The following is an 18976-nucleotide window of genomic DNA, read 5'->3' as shown; positions in this document are numbered from 1 at the left end:
CCGACAGAGAGGCAACCGCGCATGTTCAACCAGCTCGATCCCGCCGTCGTCCGGCACTGCGTCTTCATCGCGCAGCAGGACACCCTGACCCTCATTGACGACCGCACCGCGAAGCAGATCGCCGACGCCTACACCTGGTCCTGGGTCACCTGCTGGTTCGCCGGTGAGGGCGAGATCGGCCACGCGATCATGGGCGAGGCGTTCTACCTCGACCCCGCCGGCCGCCTCATGCACGCCCTGTTCGGCTGGTGGCACCGGTCCGCCGACACCCCGGACGGCACCGAATACGCGCCGGACGAGGTCCACGTCGTCACCGCCATGCAGAACTACCTTATCGACCGGGTGCGCCACAGCGCCCTCGGCCCGGTCCAGGGATGGCGACAGCTGTAACACCACTGTGGCCCCGCTCGTGGGCCGCGCGGACGTCTGCATCGACATCCCGGCCCGCGCGCCTTCGACGCTCACCGTCTCCGCCCCGGTCCTCGACGTGCCAACGGGCATGTCGATCCGCATCACCATCGGAAAGGCAGCCCATGTTCCATACCAAGTTCCCCGCGAAGGCGTTCGACGCGCAGGGACAGCACACCGGCCCCGGGCCCTGGCTCGACCTGCTCCGCGAAGCCAACGGCGTTCACCACGGACTCTTCGGTGAGCCCGACTCGGTCGGCCCGTGGTGGGCCGGCGGCTCCGTCGAGGTGTACGCCCACGCCAGGGTGATCCACCACCTCGACGACTCGGCTCCGTGGTCGCGCTCGACGAGCTGGGCGACCAGGTCCTCACCGCGGCAGACACGATGCTCCGGGCCAGGCAAGCCGAAGGTCGCTGACACAAACCAGCGCAACGATGATCCGCCCGGATCTGACGACGGTCCGCTGAACCGGCAGATCGCGCCCGCCTGGTCCAGGCAGCCGACATCGCCGCGCGATACCGGCCGAGCCGCACGCACACGTGGCCCTGCTCCTTCGCGCCTGACGCGTACGCCTGCAACTCCGCCGGCGTAGCCGCGCCACACAATCCCCGCTTGGGGCAACCGCCATCAGGTGGCCCGCCCGAACGGGGCGGCCACTCCATGCGCGGTTGCCCCGAGCGCCAGGCCCCTCAGGGCCACGCCTCGGAAGGAACGCACGTGAGCGACGAAGCCAGCACCACACCCCGGACCGCCGATCGGGAGCCACCAACACTCGCGAGCGAGCACCAGTCTGTCGCCGCTGAGGGAACCTGGGCGCCCATGTTCAGCGCTCAGCAGGTGACCGACGCGCTCAACCGCGCGGCCGACGACATTCTCGACGCGGTAGACGCCGGCGACGAAGGCCTGCGCGACGCGATGAACCTTGTGGTCAACGCGACCGCCGCCTACCTGACCGGTCAGGCGCACAACCTTCTGGAGGTTGTGCGGCAGGGCTACGAGAACGACTACCCGACCGTTCTGAGCTGGATCGAGGTGGCGGTCCGATGAGTCGGTGGGAGGAACAGTCCGACCGACGGCGCGCCGCGATCAATGCGGTCCTCGACTCGCAACGCGGCGCCGAATATCTGCACTACGCCGACGCTGATCGCGGTTTTGCCGCGTGGCTTCTGGTTGCCGACGTCACCTGCGCCCAGCAGTTCGCACTGTCGATCTTCGATCTCGCCGACTGGTCCTGGCGCGATGCCTACGACGCGGGCGAGCGGCCCGGGACCGCGCTGCGTCACGCGTTGGAAGCCGATGACGTCGTCGGGATCCACGATGGCGAATAGCCGCCGCTCCCGCAACGCCCGGCATGTCGTGGAAGTCAACGAAGTTCTGGTATTCGCCACCCGTCGCGGCAGCGACTGGTGGGTGTGGTTCCTCATTGCGCACCGCAACACCGGTCGCATCACCGACGTTGCGGTGAGCCTCGGCGGGGCCATCTGCCACGTCGCCTGTGACAGCCGTGAAGACGCCCAATGGCTTGCCACGGCCATGGTCGAGGAGCACGGACTACCCAAAGCGGCCGTGAAGGCGCGTTCACTCCAAGACCGCCAGGCACCCGCGCCGTCCGCCGCCAAGCCCGAGGACCGGTAACACCAGACGCCGGTTACCGGCCCGAGCACCATTCGGCCGCCGCGCTCGCCCGCCGATCGCGTTCGCGGCGCACTGACAGCAGCCGGCCACCCTCGAACTGTCGCCCAGGCCACCGCAGCGCGCGGCGGCCCCTTCAGCACAAGGAGCAACCATGTCCCATCCACCGTCCGGCAACGTCCCCGACGGGCACTCCCACGAGCTGAGCTACCTGCATCCCGACCGGTTGCGGATCGGCGGGGTCGGAGTCTTCGCCGGCGACTGGGCCTGGGTCGACGGACCGAACGGACCACGTATTCCGGTCGGGTTCGTCGGCACCTTCATCGACACGCAGAACGGCTCGGCCGTGTTCGCCTGTACCCGCGACGTCGCGGAGGCGATCGTCGCCGAGCAGCACCGCCTACGGGGCCAGGAACGCAACCGGCTCGCCGATCTCGGGTTGACCGGCGAAGAACTGGACACGCAGGTCGATGACATCCCACCGATGCACTTCGACGGCGATGAACTCGTCGTCGACGAACGCCGCAACCACGGCGAGGACGACGGCGAGACACGGATCGGGCCCGGCGACGACGGACGGTACGTCCTCGACGGCTGGTCATGGACCGCTGTCGACCCGACCGCCTGCGACCGCATCGCCGGCACCATTCCGGTCTACGGTCAGCACCAGGAGTTCGTCATGCTGACCCACTCGCCGATGCGCGCACCGCACGATCGTCTCACCGTGACCGCGGTGCGCTACCTGGAGACCCATGGCGGCGTCGCCTACACCGCCGACGTGACCCTCGATGGCCTGCCAGCAGGCACGATCGAGAACGCCGGCCACGGCGGAGCGACCATGTTCCGGCCCCGCGGCAACCGATTCGGTTGGCGCGACCTGGAACAGTTCGTCGCCGGATGCCGGTGGCAGGGCATGCCGGCGGACGAGGAACAGGTCGTCCAGGCGCTCGTCAACGAGCACGAGATCGGTGACGCGACTGCTGCCGCCGACGCGCTCGGGCGCCGACTGATCCGACTGCTCGACGACCACGCCAACATCGCGGCCACCTTCACCACCGAACGGATACCCGCGAGCGTCGCCGCACGCCATGCGTGGGCGGCTCGCCTCACCGCGACCGAAGGCCCCCACCATCCGTATCTGGCCGTGTTCCGGTGGCAGTTCTGGACCGGTCGTCACTGGACCGACCTCGCTCTTCCCATCAGCACCGCACACACCAACTGGCAGGACGCCGCCGAATGAACGGTTCCACCGTCCGCATTCCCGCGTCGGCGAGCATCGAGCGTGGCCGGTGGCGTCCGCGGACGCCACCGGCGCGGACCGAACACCGCGAAGGCCGCTGACGGCACCAGCCGACGACGACCCGCCCGGCGCTGACGTCGGCACGCTGACATCGCAGATCGACCCCGGTCGCCTCCGCAGGGCCGGCATCACCGCGCACGACCGCAGCGCCTGACACAACCATCACCGCGTCTCGGCACGTGCACCTGCGCCGGATGACGCCACACCAGCACCACCACTCCACTCGGGGGGAACCGCCATCAGGTGGCCGCCCCGAACGGGGCGAGCGCATCTGCGTAGCGGTTCCCCCCGAGTGCCATGCCCGCCAGACGGGCGCACCTCGGAAGGGAAACGCACGTGAGCAACGAACCCATCGGCGAACACGAGCCGATCGACTGGCACGCCGCAGCGGCCCGCCAGCAGCAGCACAACCTCGCACTGATCCGCACCGCCCTCGGCGACGTCGGCGACCTCGACCAGAACGAGCAGCAGTTCATCGCCCAGATCGCCTGGAACGGCGGACACCTCGAACTCGCCTCCCTGCTACGCAAAGCCCGACAGGCGACCCAGATCGCACCGACCGAGCCGGCCGCCGACGTACCGGCAGACACCGCCGACCAGGTCGTCGGCGAGCATGACGCCCCGGCCGGCGACACCACTGCGGACGGAGACGAACTCGACGCCTGGCTGCGCGAATACCGCACCTTCGACGGCGTCGCGGTAACGGTGGGCCTGCTGGTCTGGACCAACGAGGCCCGGCAGGGCGAGGTCACCAAGGTCGCCGACTGGCCCGGCGACGTCGGCCGTGAGCACGACGTCTGGCACGAGGTGACCTACCCCGACGGTCGCCGGGTGCACATGAACCGCGAACGGATGTCCACCCGCGACCCGTTCGGAAACGCCTGATGGCCGCCCGTGGCGCGAAGCCCACAAACTCCGCGTGGGTGACGCACTACACCTTCGTCCGCGACTGGCACTACAGCGACGACGACGCGGCCGTGATCGCGGTCAAGGCCGACCTGTCGCTCGACGACCCGTACGCCGACGCCGAGACACGGGCCTTCGCTGCCGGCGATGAGCACTGGGCGGCCTGGCTGGCCGGCGACTCGTTCGAGAACGCCACCTTTCTCGTGCTCGTCGCCTTCATCGACCTGACCGACCACGTCGAGATCGCCCTCCTTCGGGCCTGACCGACCGTCGGACCAGCAACCACGTCAGCTCGGCCGGTGGAAGGTCCGCGACCCGTGTCGCCGGTCCAGCGGCCGAGCTGCGCCCTCTGCACACACGAACGTGAAGGAGTAACGCACGCCATGAGGACCATCCGCGCGCTGTACTTCAGCGCCACCATCATCACCCTCGTCGGCACCGACACCAACGCCTACGGCGAGCCGTGCGAACCCGGCCAGGGCTACAACGAGCAGTCCGGTCACTGGTGCCCGGACCGGTCCTACTGGACCGTGTCCGCCGACCGCAGCCAGGCCCGACCCGACATCTACCCCGAGCGCGGGCCACGGGCCCCGGGCCAATGGCTCGCCGACCGGCTCACGGCCCGGCTCGGCACCCCAGAAACCCTCGACGGCCACACCTTCTACGGCGCCCGGCAGGCCATCCACCCGGGGCGTCTCACCGGCCCCCGATCGGAGGTGCCCGGTCTCCTGTTCGGCTCCGGCACCCTGCTCGGCGACGCCATCGCCGCCAGCCGGCTGCGCTGCGCCCCGGTGGGGCCTGCGCACCCTGAACGCGGCCGGACACGCGCACGGGTTCACCGACAGCGAGATCGCCGACGCCGCCGAGCTGCTCGGCCTTGCCACTGGCGACGCACCGGCCATCGAACCCCGATCCGACGGCCGCTGACCTCTCCACACCTTCCGTGGGCGCAGGCCCCGAGCAGTCCAGCTAGGCCCCTGGTGGCTGCTGGCCGCCGAGCCGCCCTCCGACCGGAATCATCCCGGCAGCCGGCAGCCGCCTGCCCGCCGTCAACCCCGAGGATTGGACACCCGATGCGACTACTCCTCGCCACCCCCACCGTGGGCGCGAAGGTACAACAGATCGAGGCCGACCGGCACCGGTTTCGGCTGGCACACGATGCACCCGACGACGCACGTCGTCACCGTCGACGGCGACCGGCTGCGCTACCAACTCCACGCCCGCCCGACAGCCTCGCCCACGGCGAACCCGCCCACGACCAGATCACCGCATACACAGCAGTCGCCGGCGGGCTGTCGATACCCGGAGAGCCGGTCGCCGTGACCTACACCGCCGAGCCGCACAGCGGCCCGGCACCATACGGCGCCCCCGAACCGGCTCCACCCAGCGCAGCGTCGCCGGCCCGACGATCCCAACACGTCCCTGGTAGGCGAGCGGCTGGACACTCGCTTACCAGGTGACCACGCGGAGCGTTCGCCGTTTGACCGGCAGGAAAACGCCCGCCGCGCCGGCTCTCCGCCTGCCGGAGCCGTCGGTGGCCAGCCCGGCCGTCACCGTCGGCTCCGTCGTTCCGCGGCCCCCCACCCAGCGGTATTCAAGCGACGTGCCCGCTAGGCACGACCGGCGTCTTTTTGGCACCCAAGAACGTTACTCAGTGTCATGGACCAGCTACTACGCTTGGTTTGGTGTGGCGCGCATCGACGGCGAAGTCCTAGCGCATGGCAACGCTGTGGCCACTGCGCGGCGGTCATCGGCGGTGGCGACGCTGCCAAGTGCGCTGTCGAGTCGTTCCTGGGTATCGCGCCGCAGCCGTACCTGGCCGCGGCGGCCCTGGACCATGTGGAACGCATCGACTGATACCCCGACGAACTGCCCACCACCTGCGACAGCCGGCGGGACCATGTCCGTGGCCGGTACCAGGCGATCGGCCGCTCCCTGCGCCCCGACCGTTTCGGGGTACGACGACTCAACGTGATGGCGCGCCGGACGCGGCCTGTGCCGCTGCCTGGCACGACCCTCATCGACGGACGCACCTACGATCTTGTCATCGTCTGCACCGGCAACCGGGAGACGAGCATCCCGGGCTCGAGTTCGCGTCCTTCGACGAGTACCCGGTCGCTGATGGGACCGTCGCGGCCCGTCGGCACTTCACCCTGCCGGCGTTTCGGGTCGGGCCGCACGCACGCCTGCCGTTCACCCGGCAGGAGCGCGAAGACGGCATCGCCGACATCACCGCCAACGCGGTCTCGATGTTCCGCACCGCGACCAAGACGGCCGTCCTGGCGGCAACCCTGTCGCCCGTGACACAACCTTGACCCAGGCTTCCTACCTGGTGCCATCGCCGCGACCGGCACGCCGTCGACGACCGCCGACCGGCGTCGACCGCTGCTTCGAGGACGACGGCGACGACACCGGCATCGAGGGCGGCACCGGCATGACCGGTGACGCCGGCAGCGGCAGCGCCGTCCAGTAGCGGGCCTGCGGGCGCCGCAACCGCAAGCAACCAGGACCCTCAAGGGCATCGCCGGCTTCGGTCGCCCTTGACGGGCGCCGGTCGGCGATGCACGTGCGCAGTGGACGGAGTACGGTCCTATGACCCACACCGCGACCTCCACGGGCCGCCAGCCTGATCCGGCCGCCCTCATCGAGGCAGAAACCGGTTCGTTGTTCGCCGCGATGGGCTGGGCGGACGACGAGATCGCTGCGGCCGGCTGGCGCTACCCCGCCCAGGCCGACCTGCTGCGCCACGCGTTCAGCGTGCTGACACCCCCGCCATGCCGGGCCCGGCATGGGCACCGAGTTCGTCTACTGCGGCCACGTCCGGGAACTGCTCGGGCGGGTCGCCGCCGGCGCGGACCTGCGGCCCGCGACCGAGATCTGCCTGACGTTGTCGGAGGTCAGCGCGCAGGCCCCGATGCACGGCCCGGGGGCAGGCTTGTACGTGCGCATGTGGCTCGCGGCGTTCCCCGACGGCCCAGTCACCGCCGACCAGGCCGACAACCAGCGCCACTATGAGCACCTGCACGGCCCGCAGATCGACGAGCTCGAAACGACGATGCGCCGCAAGGGCCGCCGTCCCCGATCGGCGGCTCGGCAACATCGAGTGCACCGGTCGTCATCACGGCACGGACGTCGCCTGCCGCTTCGCCGCCGGCTGACACCGCGGATCTCGGTCCGCTCGACCCTGCCAACCCTGTAGGGGCCGGCCGACGATCGGTTTGACGGTGTCCGGTCGGCGCTCGGCAAGGGCGGCCGTCCGCCATGCGACGCGACCCCCCGGGTCGATCCGACCCCTCGCGCGGACCGGCAGGCACGGACGCCGCCAATGTGATCGACGCCTGGGGTGCACTGTGACCTGCGGTGTTACCGCTGTGATCCGTGTGACTTGCTGTTACTGCGACTTCGGCCCTCTGACGGCCGGATCCGACTTACGGTGTTCATGTTTGTCGATTCGTACCGATGGACGGGAGATCACTCGCGATGGCTCGTCATTCTTCGATGGCCGGCGTTGCCGTCAGTCTGGGGTTCGCTATGACCGTTCGTGTGCTGCGGTGGCTCGCCGCAGCATTAGCCTTGTTCACCGGTCTGGTCTGCCTACCTGGCCTGCTCTTGACCGTGCAGTCCGCGCTGTGGAGCAATCTCGACCGGGCCGAGATCATGCAGCAGCCGCTGTCCACGGCCACGGTGGTGCTGGCCGCAGTGGGCGCGGGTTGGCTGTTGTGGGGTTGGCTGCTCACCGCAACGATCCTGGATGTTGTCGCGGTGCTGCGGGGCGTCGGTGCTGTCCGGGCGCGGCTGCCGGTGCCGCTGCATCATGCGGTGAGCGCCGTTGCCGGCGGCGCGGCGATGCTGCTGCAACCGTCCGCTGCGCTGGCTACCGGGGCTGGGCCGCTCGCCGGCGACACGGCGGGGCACGTGTCGGTGCAGGCGACGTATCCGGCGGCGTCGCCGCCGGCAGCCGCCGTCATCGTGGATGGCGACGGCCTCGTGCTGGTCGGGTCCGATGCCGCTGGTGGACCGGCGCTGCAACCGCGGTCCTACACGGTGCGCCGCGGGGACACGCTGACTCGGATCGCCGCCCGGCAGATCGGTGACGCGAACCGGTGGCCGGAGATCTTCACACTCAACCGAGGCGTGCACTTCGACAGGGTCGGCGGGACGTTCACCAATCCGAATCTGATCTACCCGGGGTGGACCCTGCGGCTGCCCGGCGTCGATCCTGCTGTGCCGGTCCCGACCGAATCCGCTCCCTCACCGGGAACGTCGGCGGCGTCCTCAGGCGAGCAGATCAGCCCCGCGATGGCGGCGAGCGCGTCACCGGTTGCCACGCCGGCCGCATCCACCGTGTCAGGTCCGGCTGCGGCGACCGCATCAGACCCGGACTCGGACTCGGATGGAGCCGACGCCCTGCCGTGGCTGCTGCTGGCGGGCGGGGCCGCAGCGGTGGGAGCAGCAGCGTTCCGGCGTCAGCGGTCACAGCCACGACGCACCAGCACGCCGGCCGGAGCATCACGTCCGGCCAGGACGTCCGCCCGGAACGCCGGCCCCTGCGGACACCGCCCGACCCGCGATCGCGACGCTCCCGCCGCCGGCCGGTCCGCCGCGGTCGCCGACGCCGCAACGGACCTGCCACCCGCCCCGGTCGCCAACGACACGCACCGCATCGTGGCGGCACCATCGCCGACGCCAGGCGACACCACGGACCGCGTCGTTGCCGTACGGGCCCGAATCGGCGCGCTGCTGGAGGACCGGCACAGCAATACGGCGATCGTCATCTGCGCTGACACGCTCGCCGCGCTCGCGCCGGACGTGCCGCCCCGGGCGGGTTTGACGGTCACCGGCACCCTGGCCGAGGCGATCCGGCTGCTGGAGACCGAGGTGCTGCACCGCACGCGGCTCCTCGTCGAACACGACGTCGCCGACATCGCTGACCTCGACGGGTCTGTCGGCGTCGCCGCCGATGGTGCCGCGGCCGGGCTACCGGCCGTCACGTTCATCGTGCAGCCATCCGACGAGCACCTGCGGGCGAGGATCACCGCGCTGCTCGGCCAAGGCGAACACCTCGGCATCGACGGCATCGTGCTCGACATGCCGTCCGGCATCGTCGCACCCGACGCCGACCCCGGCAGCGGTCACCGCGACATCACCCACGACCAGCCTCCACCACCGGCGACCAGACCGGGCCCGCATCCGACCAAGGTGCGGATCCGGGTCTTCGGCACCATCGCGGTCCTGCACGCCGACGACCGGACCGTCAACGGCCTGCGCAGCCATGCCCGTGAGCTGCTGACGTATCTGACAGTCCACCGCACCGGCGCGGCGCTATCGGACATCATGGAAGCGATCTGGCCCGACGCCACCGTCTCCCGCGCCGAGGAACGCCTGTCCACCGTGGTCTGGAACCTGCGGCACAGCATCCGCACCGCCGCCGGCGATCACAGCGTGCAACCGGTCATCAACACCGGCGGCCGGTACCACCTCAACCCGAACCTCCTCGACATCGACGCCTGGCGGCTCGACGACGCCCTGTCCGCCGCACGGCACCACCCGACCGGACAGCAGACGGCGCTCCAGGCGGCGCTGCGGACGGCGGTGGCGGCGCACACCGGCGACCTCGCCGGTGACCTGCCGTACGGGTGGATCGAGGCGGACCATCACGCCTGCCGGCAGCAGGGCATCACCGCCCGCCGGCAGCTCGCCGAACTCGTCAGGACCAGCGATCCCGGCGAGGCAGCCGATCTGCTCGACCAGGCCGCGGACCTCCAACCGGCCGACGATGCACTGGCCCGCGATGCCATCACCGCCCTCGCCCACGCCGGCGACACCGAACGGGTCACCGCTCGGTGGGAACGACTCCGGTCCGCGCTCGCCGACATCGGGGAACATCCAGAAGCAGCGTCCGTCGCCCTCTACACACAGCTCCAAGGCCGTTCCACCACCTCGACGGGCAGGCAACGCCATGCCTGACGCAACAACGTGCACCCACGGCACGAACCGTCCAACGCCCACGCCCGGCACGCGGCGCCGTACCGCTCCCCCGGCACTCTCCCGGCAGACCGCCCGGATCCACCTTCCGCATCCCGAGGTGCACCGACGGACACGCCCCGACGTGGCAGCCACCACGCCTGCCCGGCACCGCCTGCCTCAACGGTCGGCATCGGGCACCGCCACCGACACGCCGCGCACGCCGCCACGGCGAAGCCTCCCAGCCACCGCCACGGCGGTCGCAGCCGACCAGCCGGATACGGTCGGGTCGAGCAGCGTCGGGCACCTCCGATGATCGTCGTGTTGGAGCCGGAACTGCTGGCGCAGCTGCAGCGGCTCGACGCCCGGGCCAACACCACCACCGCGGAGAACCTCGACGACGAGCTCGCCGCCGCGGTCCGCCGAGCCGCGCGGATGCGGCGGCTCTTCTACGCCGTGGTCCTCGTCGTGGCCCTGTACGGAGCCGCGACCGGCGCCGTCGCCACCTTCCATCTGCCGTGGTGGATCGCGGTCGGTGGAGTCGTCGCGCTGGAACTCGGTGGAGTCGTGTTCCTCAACGACGCCGACACCCGCCGACGACTCGGCGAACACGCACACCTGTCCCGGCTCGTCGGCGGTGTCATCGCCGGCGCGGCCGCCACGTTCAACGCCGCCACCCACGACAGCGCGCTCCTCGGCGGGTTCTTCGCCCTGATGAGCGGCCTCGGGTTCGTCAGCTGGTGGATCGATGTGGAGAACCAGCGCCGCGACCGGCTCCGCGCCCGCGGCCAGCTGCCGCCACCCGCACCGAGATACGAGCTGTGGGGCCACTCGATCCGCCACCCGATCATCACTGCCAGAGCACGCAGTCTCGCCAAGGCCCATCCGGAACTCGGCCTGTACGGATCGCTCGAGGCCGCGCTGATCGTCAGACGACGCGAGCGGCGCAACACGGCACTCGCCGACGTACTGCGGGCCCGCATCCGCAACGCTGTCGGCGATGACCTGGCCGCCATCGCCACATCCACCTTCGACGTCGACGAAATCGCCCGGCGGCTCAGCGCGGACCCAGACTATGACGGCTTCACCGCGCTGCTGGCCACCGAGCTCACCGCGGAACGGATCCTGCAGGGCCGCGACGATCACATTGCAGAGAGCGTCCACGAACCACTCGGTCGCAACCGTCGTTCGGCAACCCCTGCGCTCCGCCCGACTCACGCAGATGACCATGGGGAGGACAGCGCGCGTACCGCGACCCACCAAGCACGGCGCAGGTCAACCCGACCACCGGCGAACGCTCAACCGTCACGGGTCGCAGAACCCCGACGTCTGTCGGCACCGCTGCCGAAGCCTGCAGCACCGTCCGGAATAGCTGCATCCCGAGCCCTTAAGGCAACACCGTTCGTCACCGTTGACGGTGCGGGCCCAGCAGGGCCCGTCGAAGGACTCGCCGCCGCAGACGAGCGCCCTGGCGCCAAGGCCGATCGGCAAACCAGCGACACCGGCCATCCGACCCGCGGGACCGTCCAGGTCAAGATGATCGACGGCCCGATGATCGTCGGCAACGACGGACGGCCCGTTCGGGGACTTCGCGCCAAAAGCCTCGAACTGTTGGCGTTTCTCGTCGTGCACCGGTCCGGCGCGGCCATCACCGAGATCCTCGACGCCGTGTGGCAAGGCGTGCCAGCCGAGAAAGCCAGCCAACGGCTGTCGACAGTCGTCAGCAACCTCCGCAACGCCATGCGGGAGGTACTGAGGACCGGGACACCCACACAGGTCGCTGGCCCAGCGGCGCCAGAACCGATCATCAACACCGGCGGCCGCTACCACCTCAACCGGGAGGTCGTCATCGTCGACCACTGGGAACTGATCGACGCAACGAGACCAACGGATGTCGAAATGATCGGTAGCAGCCTCGGCCTCACAGACGGAGACGCACTCCGCCTTGCTGACAGCCTCGAATACCCATGGCTGAGGCAGGCGAGACCGCAAGCAGACTCTTAATCTGCGGGTTGTAGGTTCAAGTCCTACGCGGCGTACAGCATGAAACAGGCCACGACCTGGGGCAACGTCCCGATGTCGTGGCCTGTTTGCTATCCACAGTAGACACTCGTGTGATCCGCGTGTGATCTGCAACCAGCGGAACATGCCGCTACCGGGGGACATCAGGCGACACCGGACGCCCAGTTGCGTCAGTTACGTAAGTTCGTCGGGGCCATTGCGGGCGCCGTGCGCCGGGGTCGTTGAGGGAGAAGCCGCAGGCGCAGTCGAGGGCGTTACGGCGATGCCGACCGAGGAGCCGTTGGGCAGGCGAAACCGGTCTGGAGGCGCACGTCCACCGCGGACCTCCTTAGGATCGAATCGGCGACCGGGTCAGCGAAACGCGAACCGGCTTCTACTGGTCGCCGGTGACCCGCTACCGGTGACCCCGGTCCGGCGCGGTAGCGGCCCGTAACGCGGGGTAGCCGTCAGATTGGTAGCGCCCGGGTGATCAACATCCCTCAGGACGAGCGTCCCTGTTCACGCTGCCGTGCGAGCAAAGTTGATCGGGTTCGACCGCCCTCCTAAGGTTACGCTCGGGGTTTGCGCTGTGCAACCACGTAAGTCGAAGGCGGGCTATGCGCAAGTTGACGTTGCCGCAGCTGGAGCGGCATTTGTTCGCGGCTGCGGACATTCTCCGCGGCAAAATGGACGCCTCGGAATTCAAGGAATATATCTTCGGAATGCTGTTCCTGAAGCGTTCCTCCGATGTCTTCGAGGCGGCCCGCAAGCAGGTGCTGGACCGGGAGGAGAAAGCCGGCCGGTCAGTGGAGCAGGCCACGCTGCGCGCAGACTCCCCAGACAGCTACACGACGACGTTCTTCGTCCCGGAGCCCGCGCGCTGGGAGACGTTACGCAAGCTGCACGCCAACGTCGGAAGCGGACTCAACAAGGCGCTCGCCTCGCTGGAGGAGCACAACCCCGCACTCGCCGGGGTGCTCCAGCACATCGATTTCAACCGCACGGTCGGGCAATCCACGATCCCCGACAAGAAGCTGCGGGACTTGATCACGCACTTCAACCGCTACGAGTTGCGCAACGAGGACTTCGAGTTCCCGGACCTACTGGGAGCGGCGTACGAGTACCTGATCGGGGAGTTTGCGGACTCGGCGGGCAAGAAGGGCGGCGAGTTCTACACGCCCCGATCTGTTGTACGCATGATGGTGCGGCTGGTCAAGCCCCAGCAACGGATGAGCGTCTATGACCCGTGTTCCGGCTCGGGCGGTATGTTGATCCACGCCAAGGAGTTCGTCGAGGAACACGGCGGCGACCCGCGCGACCTGGACCTGTGCGGGCAGGAATACAACGGCGGTGTCTGGGCGATCTCGAAGATGAACCTACTGCTGCACGGCATCCCCGACGCCGACATCCGCAACGGGGACACCCTCGCCGAACCCCTGCACCCCGAGGGCGGATACCTGAAGACGTTCGACCGGGTGCTGTCCAACCCTCCATTCTCGCTGAACTACAGCAGGGAGGGGATGGAGCATCCGGAGCGGTTTCGCTGGGGCTGGGCTCCGGAGGGCGGCAAGAAGGCCGACCTGATGTTCGCCCAACACATGGTGTCGGTGTTGAAGACGGGCGGGATCGCTGCGACGGTCATGCCGCACGGCGTGCTGTTCCGGGGTGGCGCGGAGCGGGTGATTCGAACCGCGATGCTGGACGACGACATCATCGAGGCCGTGATCGGCCTGCCGCCGAACCTGTTCTATGGCACCGGCATCCCCGCCTGCGTGCTCGTATTACGAGCGCCCAATTCGAAGCCCGCTGGCCGGGCCGGACGGGTCCTGTTCATCAACGCCGACGCCGAGTTCCAGACCGGGCGGGCGCAGAACTACGTGCTGCCCGAGCACATCGAGAAGATCGTCGCCACATTCGAGGAGTTCGCCGACGTGTCCGGCTATGCCCGGGTCGTCACCCGTGCTGAGCTGACGGAGAACGACGACAACCTCAACATCCGCCGGTACGCCGACAATGCCCCGCCGCCGGAGCCGCACGATGTGCGGGCCCACCTGCTCGGTGGCGTACCGAGGGCGGAAGTCGCGGCCAAGGCGGACCTCTTCGGGGCCTACGGCCTGGACCCGGCGCGGGCCTTCACCGACCGGGACAACGCTTACCTCGACTTCGCGCCGGGCGTCAAGCGCGCGTCGCTGGCCGCGCTGATCACTGAAGATCCGGGGGTACGCGCACGCGAGCGCATCATGCATGAGGCGCTCGACGCCTGGTGGGCGGATCACCAGAAGCTGCTACAGATCTTGAAAGTCTAGGTTGATCGATGGCTGGTCGGCGTGTCGCCGTGACATCGTTCGATGGGTTTTGTAGGCCTGATGGATGAGATACCCGGATGGTGGCGGTCTGTCCGCGCAGCAGCGGGCGAAGCGGGAGCAGGTGCGGCTGCAGGCGGCGGAGTGGTTCGCCGAGGAGGTGCCGGTAGCGGAGGTGGCGGCGCGGTTGCGGGTGTCGCAGACGGCCGTGTTCGGCTGGCGCCAGCGGTGGCGGCGAGGTGGAGTACAGGCCCTCGCTTCGAAAGGGCCTGGTGGCAACCGGTGCCGGCTGAACGGTTCGCAACGACGGCGGCTCGCCGACGCTCTGGATGAGGGCCCAGCGGTGCACGGATTCGACGCTGATCAGCGATGGACCCTCGCGCGGGTGTCGGATCTGATCGCCCGGATGTTCCGCACCCGATACACCCTGCGCGGCACCGCGTACCTGTTGCACCGCATGGGTTTCAGCGTTCAAGTGCCGAAGCACCGGCCGGTCGAGCGGGACGAGGACGCGGTCGTGACGTGGCGGCGGGAGGTATGGCCGGCGGGAAAACGGTAGCGGCGCAGCGCGACGCATGGCTCGTCTTCGAAGACGAAGCGGGTCAGACGCTGCGCCCACCGAAGGTGCGCACCTGGGGACGCCGCGGCCACACACCGGTGGTTCCCGTATCGGGCAAGGGATCCGGGCGGGTCTCGATCGCCGGCCTCGTCTGTGTCAAACCCGGCCACCGGTCCCGGTTCATCTACCGCACCATGCTGCACCGCGGCCGGCGCGGCGAGCGGCGCAGCTTCGCCGAGACCGACTACATCCGCCTGCTCGACGCCGCGCACCAGCAACTCGGCGGCCCGATCGTGCTGTGCTGGGACAACCTCAACACGCATGTCAGCGCCGCGATGCGGCAACTCATCGCAGCCAGGGACTGGCTCCACGTCATCCGGCTGCCCGCCTACGCACCAGACCTCAACCCCACCGAGATGGGGTTGTCTCAGTGCGAGTGTTGTAGGTCTCGCTATGCATCAGGGCTGGCCTCCTCGTTCGTCTGGCGTGTGGGTTGGGTTGACTGGGTTGGCTCGGTCGAGCCAGTGGCGGCGGTTGTGATAGCCGGCGGGGAGTTGGTGCAGTGTCCGGAGCCGTTGCACCTCGGCCTGGTCGGCGGTGATGACCCACCGGTAGGGCGGGCGGGTGTCCTGCCGGCCGTTGATCCAGCCCCGTCGTAGCCAGGTGAACAGGGTGGCCATCGGCATACCGATCTCGGCGGCGAGGGTGGACAGCCACCACTGGTCGCCGGCGAGTTCGCCGTGGTCGGTGCGCCGGTCGGTGTCGAGGCCGGGGCGGATGCCGAGACGGCGGATCAGGTGCTGGATCTCGCCTGGGTTGAAGCGTTCGCCGCCGTGGGGCGGGCGCAGCCCATCCGCGGCCAGAGCCGCCGAGATCGCGGCGCTGGTCAGCCCCTGACCGGCCAGGTCTCGGATCCGGTCGACCAGCCGCGGGTAGTAGGACAGCTGATCGATGTGGGCGACCGGCCGGGTCAGGTCGGCGTCGGTGTGCGCGCCGCCGGCCCAGACCACGGTGACGTGGACCCGCTCGCTGGCCCCCTCAGCGGTGACCCGGACGCCGTCGATGATGGTGCGCAGCAGCGTTTTGCGGTCGGTGTGGGTGGTGGTTGACGCGTCCCACAGTGCCGGGATGTCGGTGGCCAGGGCGCGGATCTGGGTGAGTTCGGTGGCCGTCAACCGGGCGGGGCGGGCCTGCTGGTGCCGCTCGTATTCGTCGGCCAGTCGTGCGTGCGCGGCCAGGGTGTCTTCCCAGTCGCGTTCCAGTTGCCGCACGACGAGGCGGTTTTCCGGCTCGGCCAGTTGGTAGCAGCGCCGCGCCCGGTCGCAGGCGGTCGCCGCGCGTTCCAGGCGCTGCCGCCAGATCCGGTCGACCTCGGTGCGGTGCGCCTCGATCTGCGTCGCCGCGGTCACCGACAGCTCCAACGCGGCCGGGGCCAACGCCGACAACGCCTGGGCAACGACGTAGTCGTCGAGGAAGGCACCGGCCATCTGCTGGCACAGCGGCTCGCCGTAGGTGTGGCGGCGGTGGGTGCAGGCGTAGCGGTGGATGCCGCCGTGCTGGTTGGCTTCGTAGATGGTCTGCATCCGCCGCCCGCAGATACCGCAGATCACCAGCCCGGCCAGCAGACCAGGCCCGTCGCGGGGCGCCCCGACCGCGTCGGCGGTGGCCCGGTTGGCGGCCAGCCGGGCCAGGTTCCGCTCGTACTGCTCGACGCTGATGTAGGCCGGCAGCGCGTCCTCGATGCGCACCAGCCACTGCTCGGCGTCGAGCCGGCGCACCCGGACCGCCTCGCCGCTGCGGTACCGCCGTCCCGGATCGGTGCGGCTGCGCCCGTAGGCGTAGATCCCGGCATAGGCCGGGTTGCGCAGCATGTTGCTCAACCCCTGCTGGTGCGGCGGCCGCCAGACCAGCCCGCCCTGGTCCGGGCCACTGCGCTGCCGCATCCCGATCTGCACCTGGTGCTCGACCAGGAACCGCAGCACCGCATGCACCGTGCCCAACCGCTCAAACAGCGCGAACACCAGGCGGATCACGGCCTGCACCTGCTCATCGGGGTCGAAAGCGACCTCACCACCGGCCCGACGGACATACCCGGCCGGCAGCGGGACCGCCAACGCGCCCCGGCTGGCCTTGGCCAGCCGACCCGACGCCATCCGCTGCTTGATCAGATGCAGCTCGACCTGCGTCATCGTGCCCTTCAACCCGAGCAAGAGCCGATCGTTGTACCAATTCGGATCGTAGACGCCATCACCGTCGGCCAGCAGCGCCCCAGCCAGGCAACACAACTCGATCAACTGATACCAGTCCTGCCCAGCCCGGGCCAGCCGGGACATGTCCAGACCCAGCACCAGGCCGACATGCCCCATGGTGATCTCCGCGACCAGCCGGGCGAACCCCGGCCGCGCCGCCGCGTTGGCCGCCGACCGCCCCAGATCCTCGTCGATCACCAGCACCCGCGAGGCCGGCCACCCCAACGCCGTCGCCCGCTCGACCAGGCCGTACTGCAACCGCGTCGACTCGCCGTGGTCGAGCACCTGCTGCCGGGAAGACTGCCGGACATACACCACCGCCAGCCGATCGTGGTGCCGACCCTCGATCTTCTCCTGGCCACATTCACGCAGCGGCATCATGATCACCGCCGTTCCCGCTGACCACCGGGCCAGGCGCAGCCGCCGCTCGCTCCAGCAGCATGCTCAGGGTCCGCAGCGCATCCCGCCGGTTCCTCTGCGGCAACCACCCCCACAGCCCCGCCGCCGGGATCCCCGTCAACGTGCGGATCTGGGGAGGGTATCCATGCGTGCGCCGTCCATGACACGCCGCCTTCGTCCAGGTCGCGCGCCCGCAGCCGCTCGACCAACCTGGCCAGCCGAAGCAGGCCCTCACTACCGATGATCGGCGTGCTCACACCCACTTGTCCAACGATCCTCGCACTGTGACAAGCCGACTGAGGGCGTGTGGTCACACCTCAAACGCAGCATCGGCAACCTCGCCATCCATGGCGTCGGGCAGCTCCATACCATCATCAAGAACCGGCTCAAAAGCATCCAGTACCGGCCCGACCTGATCAACGGCTTCCTCGCCCACGCCGGACTGACCCTCGACCCCGACTCAACCTAGCCATTCAAGATCTGTAGTGGACCTGCCCGGCACCGGGCGGCTGATGGCGACGCGTACTGAGCTGCTGGAGTCGTTCGGCGTGGCGCTGCTGCCGGCCGGACTACTCGACTGCTACCAGGTCGCGGGAGTCATCGTGCGCTGGTGGGAAGCGAACCAGTTCGATCTACGCACGCACGCCACGCACGGCTTCGGCGGCGTCATCGACGGTTGGGTCACCACGATCGAAACCGCAATCGAGGACGAGACCGCCAAGACCAACCCGTTGGACCACAAGCTGGTGCCCGCGCTCGTGCCCAGCTATGTGGAGCAACTCGGTTTGCTGGACGCGAAGATCACCGAACTGGACACCCAGATCAAGGCAGCGACCGCTGGCGGCGACGACGAGGACGAAGCCGCCGAGGAGGAGCCTGAGGAGACTCTCAGCCCAGAGGAGCTGAAGCGGATCAAGGGTGAACTGGCGAAGGCCAAGAAGCAGCAGAAGGCGATGAAACAGCAGCTCATCGCGACGCTGGATATGGCCCGGGTAACGCTCAGCCAGGAGCAGGAGCACGAGTTGGTACTCGGGCTGTGGCGACAGGACCTGGCCAGTCAGCTCGACGCGTATGTGGTCGCGCATCGGCGCAAACTCATCGCCGCCCTGGAAAACTGGTGGAATAAATACGCCGTCTCGCTTTCCCAACTCGAAGCCCAGCGCGACGAAGCAACCGCCAAACTCGCCTCATACCTCAAGGACCTCGGCTATGCGTAACTGGGCGCTTCCGCAAAATTGGGATCTGGTGCCCTTG

The 18976-nt window shown here is 69.2% G+C and carries 16 protein-coding genes and 1 pseudogene; 15 read left to right on the top strand and 2 right to left on the bottom strand.

Annotated features, from left to right (window positions below; translation table 11 throughout):
* Positions 1–21 precede the first annotated feature (21 nt).
* The 14 genes and pseudogenes from ACQEVZ_RS55445 to ACQEVZ_RS55380 all read left to right on the top strand — a co-directional run.
* A complete protein-coding gene (locus ACQEVZ_RS55445) occupies positions 22–390 on the top strand; it encodes a hypothetical protein (RefSeq protein WP_433384014.1) in 369 nt (122 codons plus the stop codon).
* A 736-nt stretch (positions 391–1126) separates the two neighbouring features.
* Positions 1127–1456, top strand: coding sequence for a hypothetical protein (locus ACQEVZ_RS55440; RefSeq protein WP_433384012.1), 330 nt, complete (start codon positions 1127–1129; stop codon positions 1454–1456).
* The gene (locus ACQEVZ_RS55435; RefSeq protein WP_433384010.1) at positions 1453–1737 is read left to right on the top strand and encodes a hypothetical protein; all 285 of its coding nucleotides are present in this window, start codon (positions 1453–1455) and stop codon (positions 1735–1737) included. The genes ACQEVZ_RS55440 and ACQEVZ_RS55435 overlap by 4 nt, the downstream gene beginning before the upstream one ends.
* The gene (locus ACQEVZ_RS55430; protein WP_433384008.1) at positions 1727–2044 is read left to right on the top strand and encodes a hypothetical protein; all 318 of its coding nucleotides are present in this window, start codon (positions 1727–1729) and stop codon (positions 2042–2044) included. The genes ACQEVZ_RS55435 and ACQEVZ_RS55430 overlap by 11 nt, the downstream gene beginning before the upstream one ends.
* 151 nt (positions 2045–2195) lie before the next feature.
* On the top strand, positions 2196–3281 hold the full coding sequence (locus ACQEVZ_RS55425) for a hypothetical protein (RefSeq protein WP_433384006.1): 1086 nt from the start codon (positions 2196–2198) through the stop codon (positions 3279–3281).
* Positions 3282–3677: 396 nt separating this feature from the next.
* Entirely contained in the window at positions 3678–4226 is a 549-nt protein-coding gene (locus ACQEVZ_RS55420) for a hypothetical protein (protein WP_433384004.1), read from the top strand.
* Between the two features lie 38 nt (positions 4227–4264).
* The gene (locus tag ACQEVZ_RS55415; protein WP_433384002.1) at positions 4265–4510 is read left to right on the top strand and encodes a hypothetical protein; all 246 of its coding nucleotides are present in this window, start codon (positions 4265–4267) and stop codon (positions 4508–4510) included.
* Positions 4511–6579: 2069 nt separating this feature from the next.
* Positions 6580–6720 carry a hypothetical protein gene (locus ACQEVZ_RS55410; protein ID WP_433384000.1) on the top strand — a complete coding sequence of 47 codons (141 nt, stop codon included), beginning with the start codon at positions 6580–6582 and terminating at the stop codon, positions 6718–6720.
* A gap of 315 nt (positions 6721–7035) precedes the next feature.
* Entirely contained in the window at positions 7036–7446 is a 411-nt protein-coding gene (locus ACQEVZ_RS55405) for a hypothetical protein (protein WP_433383998.1), read from the top strand.
* A gap of 332 nt (positions 7447–7778) precedes the next feature.
* Positions 7779–10214, top strand: coding sequence for a BTAD domain-containing putative transcriptional regulator (locus ACQEVZ_RS55400; protein WP_433383996.1), 2436 nt, complete (start codon positions 7779–7781; stop codon positions 10212–10214).
* A 309-nt stretch (positions 10215–10523) separates the two neighbouring features.
* A complete protein-coding gene (locus tag ACQEVZ_RS55395; protein WP_433383994.1) occupies positions 10524–12215 on the top strand; it encodes a hypothetical protein in 1692 nt (563 codons plus the stop codon).
* Positions 12216–12829: 614 nt separating this feature from the next.
* On the top strand, positions 12830–14518 hold the full coding sequence (locus tag ACQEVZ_RS55390; RefSeq protein WP_433383992.1) for an N-6 DNA methylase: 1689 nt from the start codon (positions 12830–12832) through the stop codon (positions 14516–14518).
* A gap of 64 nt (positions 14519–14582) precedes the next feature.
* Complete coding sequence (locus ACQEVZ_RS55385; protein ID WP_433383990.1) at positions 14583–15074, top strand: winged helix-turn-helix domain-containing protein; 492 nt, start codon at positions 14583–14585, stop codon at positions 15072–15074.
* Positions 15053–15490: pseudogene (locus tag ACQEVZ_RS55380) on the top strand (transposase); the annotation flags it as partial. The gene ACQEVZ_RS55385 and the pseudogene ACQEVZ_RS55380, both read left to right, overlap by 22 nt.
* 42 nt (positions 15491–15532) lie before the next feature.
* On the opposite strand, the gene ACQEVZ_RS55375 reads toward ACQEVZ_RS55380, so the two are convergent.
* Both ACQEVZ_RS55375 and ACQEVZ_RS55370 read right to left on the bottom strand, forming a co-directional pair.
* A complete protein-coding gene (locus tag ACQEVZ_RS55375; protein WP_433374136.1) occupies positions 15533–17704 on the bottom strand; it encodes a recombinase family protein in 2172 nt (723 codons plus the stop codon).
* 328 nt (positions 17705–18032) lie between these two features.
* Positions 18033–18158: a hypothetical protein gene (locus ACQEVZ_RS55370; RefSeq protein ID WP_433383988.1), complete on the bottom strand. Its 126-nt coding sequence runs from the start codon at positions 18156–18158 to the stop codon at positions 18033–18035.
* Between the two features lie 49 nt (positions 18159–18207).
* On the opposite strand from ACQEVZ_RS55370, the gene ACQEVZ_RS55365 reads away from it, so the two are divergent.
* Positions 18208–18939, top strand: coding sequence for a hypothetical protein (locus ACQEVZ_RS55365; protein WP_433383986.1), 732 nt, complete (start codon positions 18208–18210; stop codon positions 18937–18939).
* The last annotated feature ends 37 nt before the right edge of the window (positions 18940–18976 follow it).

Source organism: Dactylosporangium sp. CA-152071, assembly GCF_050936335.1.
GTDB classification, from domain to species: domain Bacteria; phylum Actinomycetota; class Actinomycetes; order Mycobacteriales; family Micromonosporaceae; genus Dactylosporangium; species Dactylosporangium maewongense.
The sequence above is the reverse complement of the archived record's forward strand: the minus strand, read 5'-3'. Positions and strand labels throughout refer to the sequence as shown.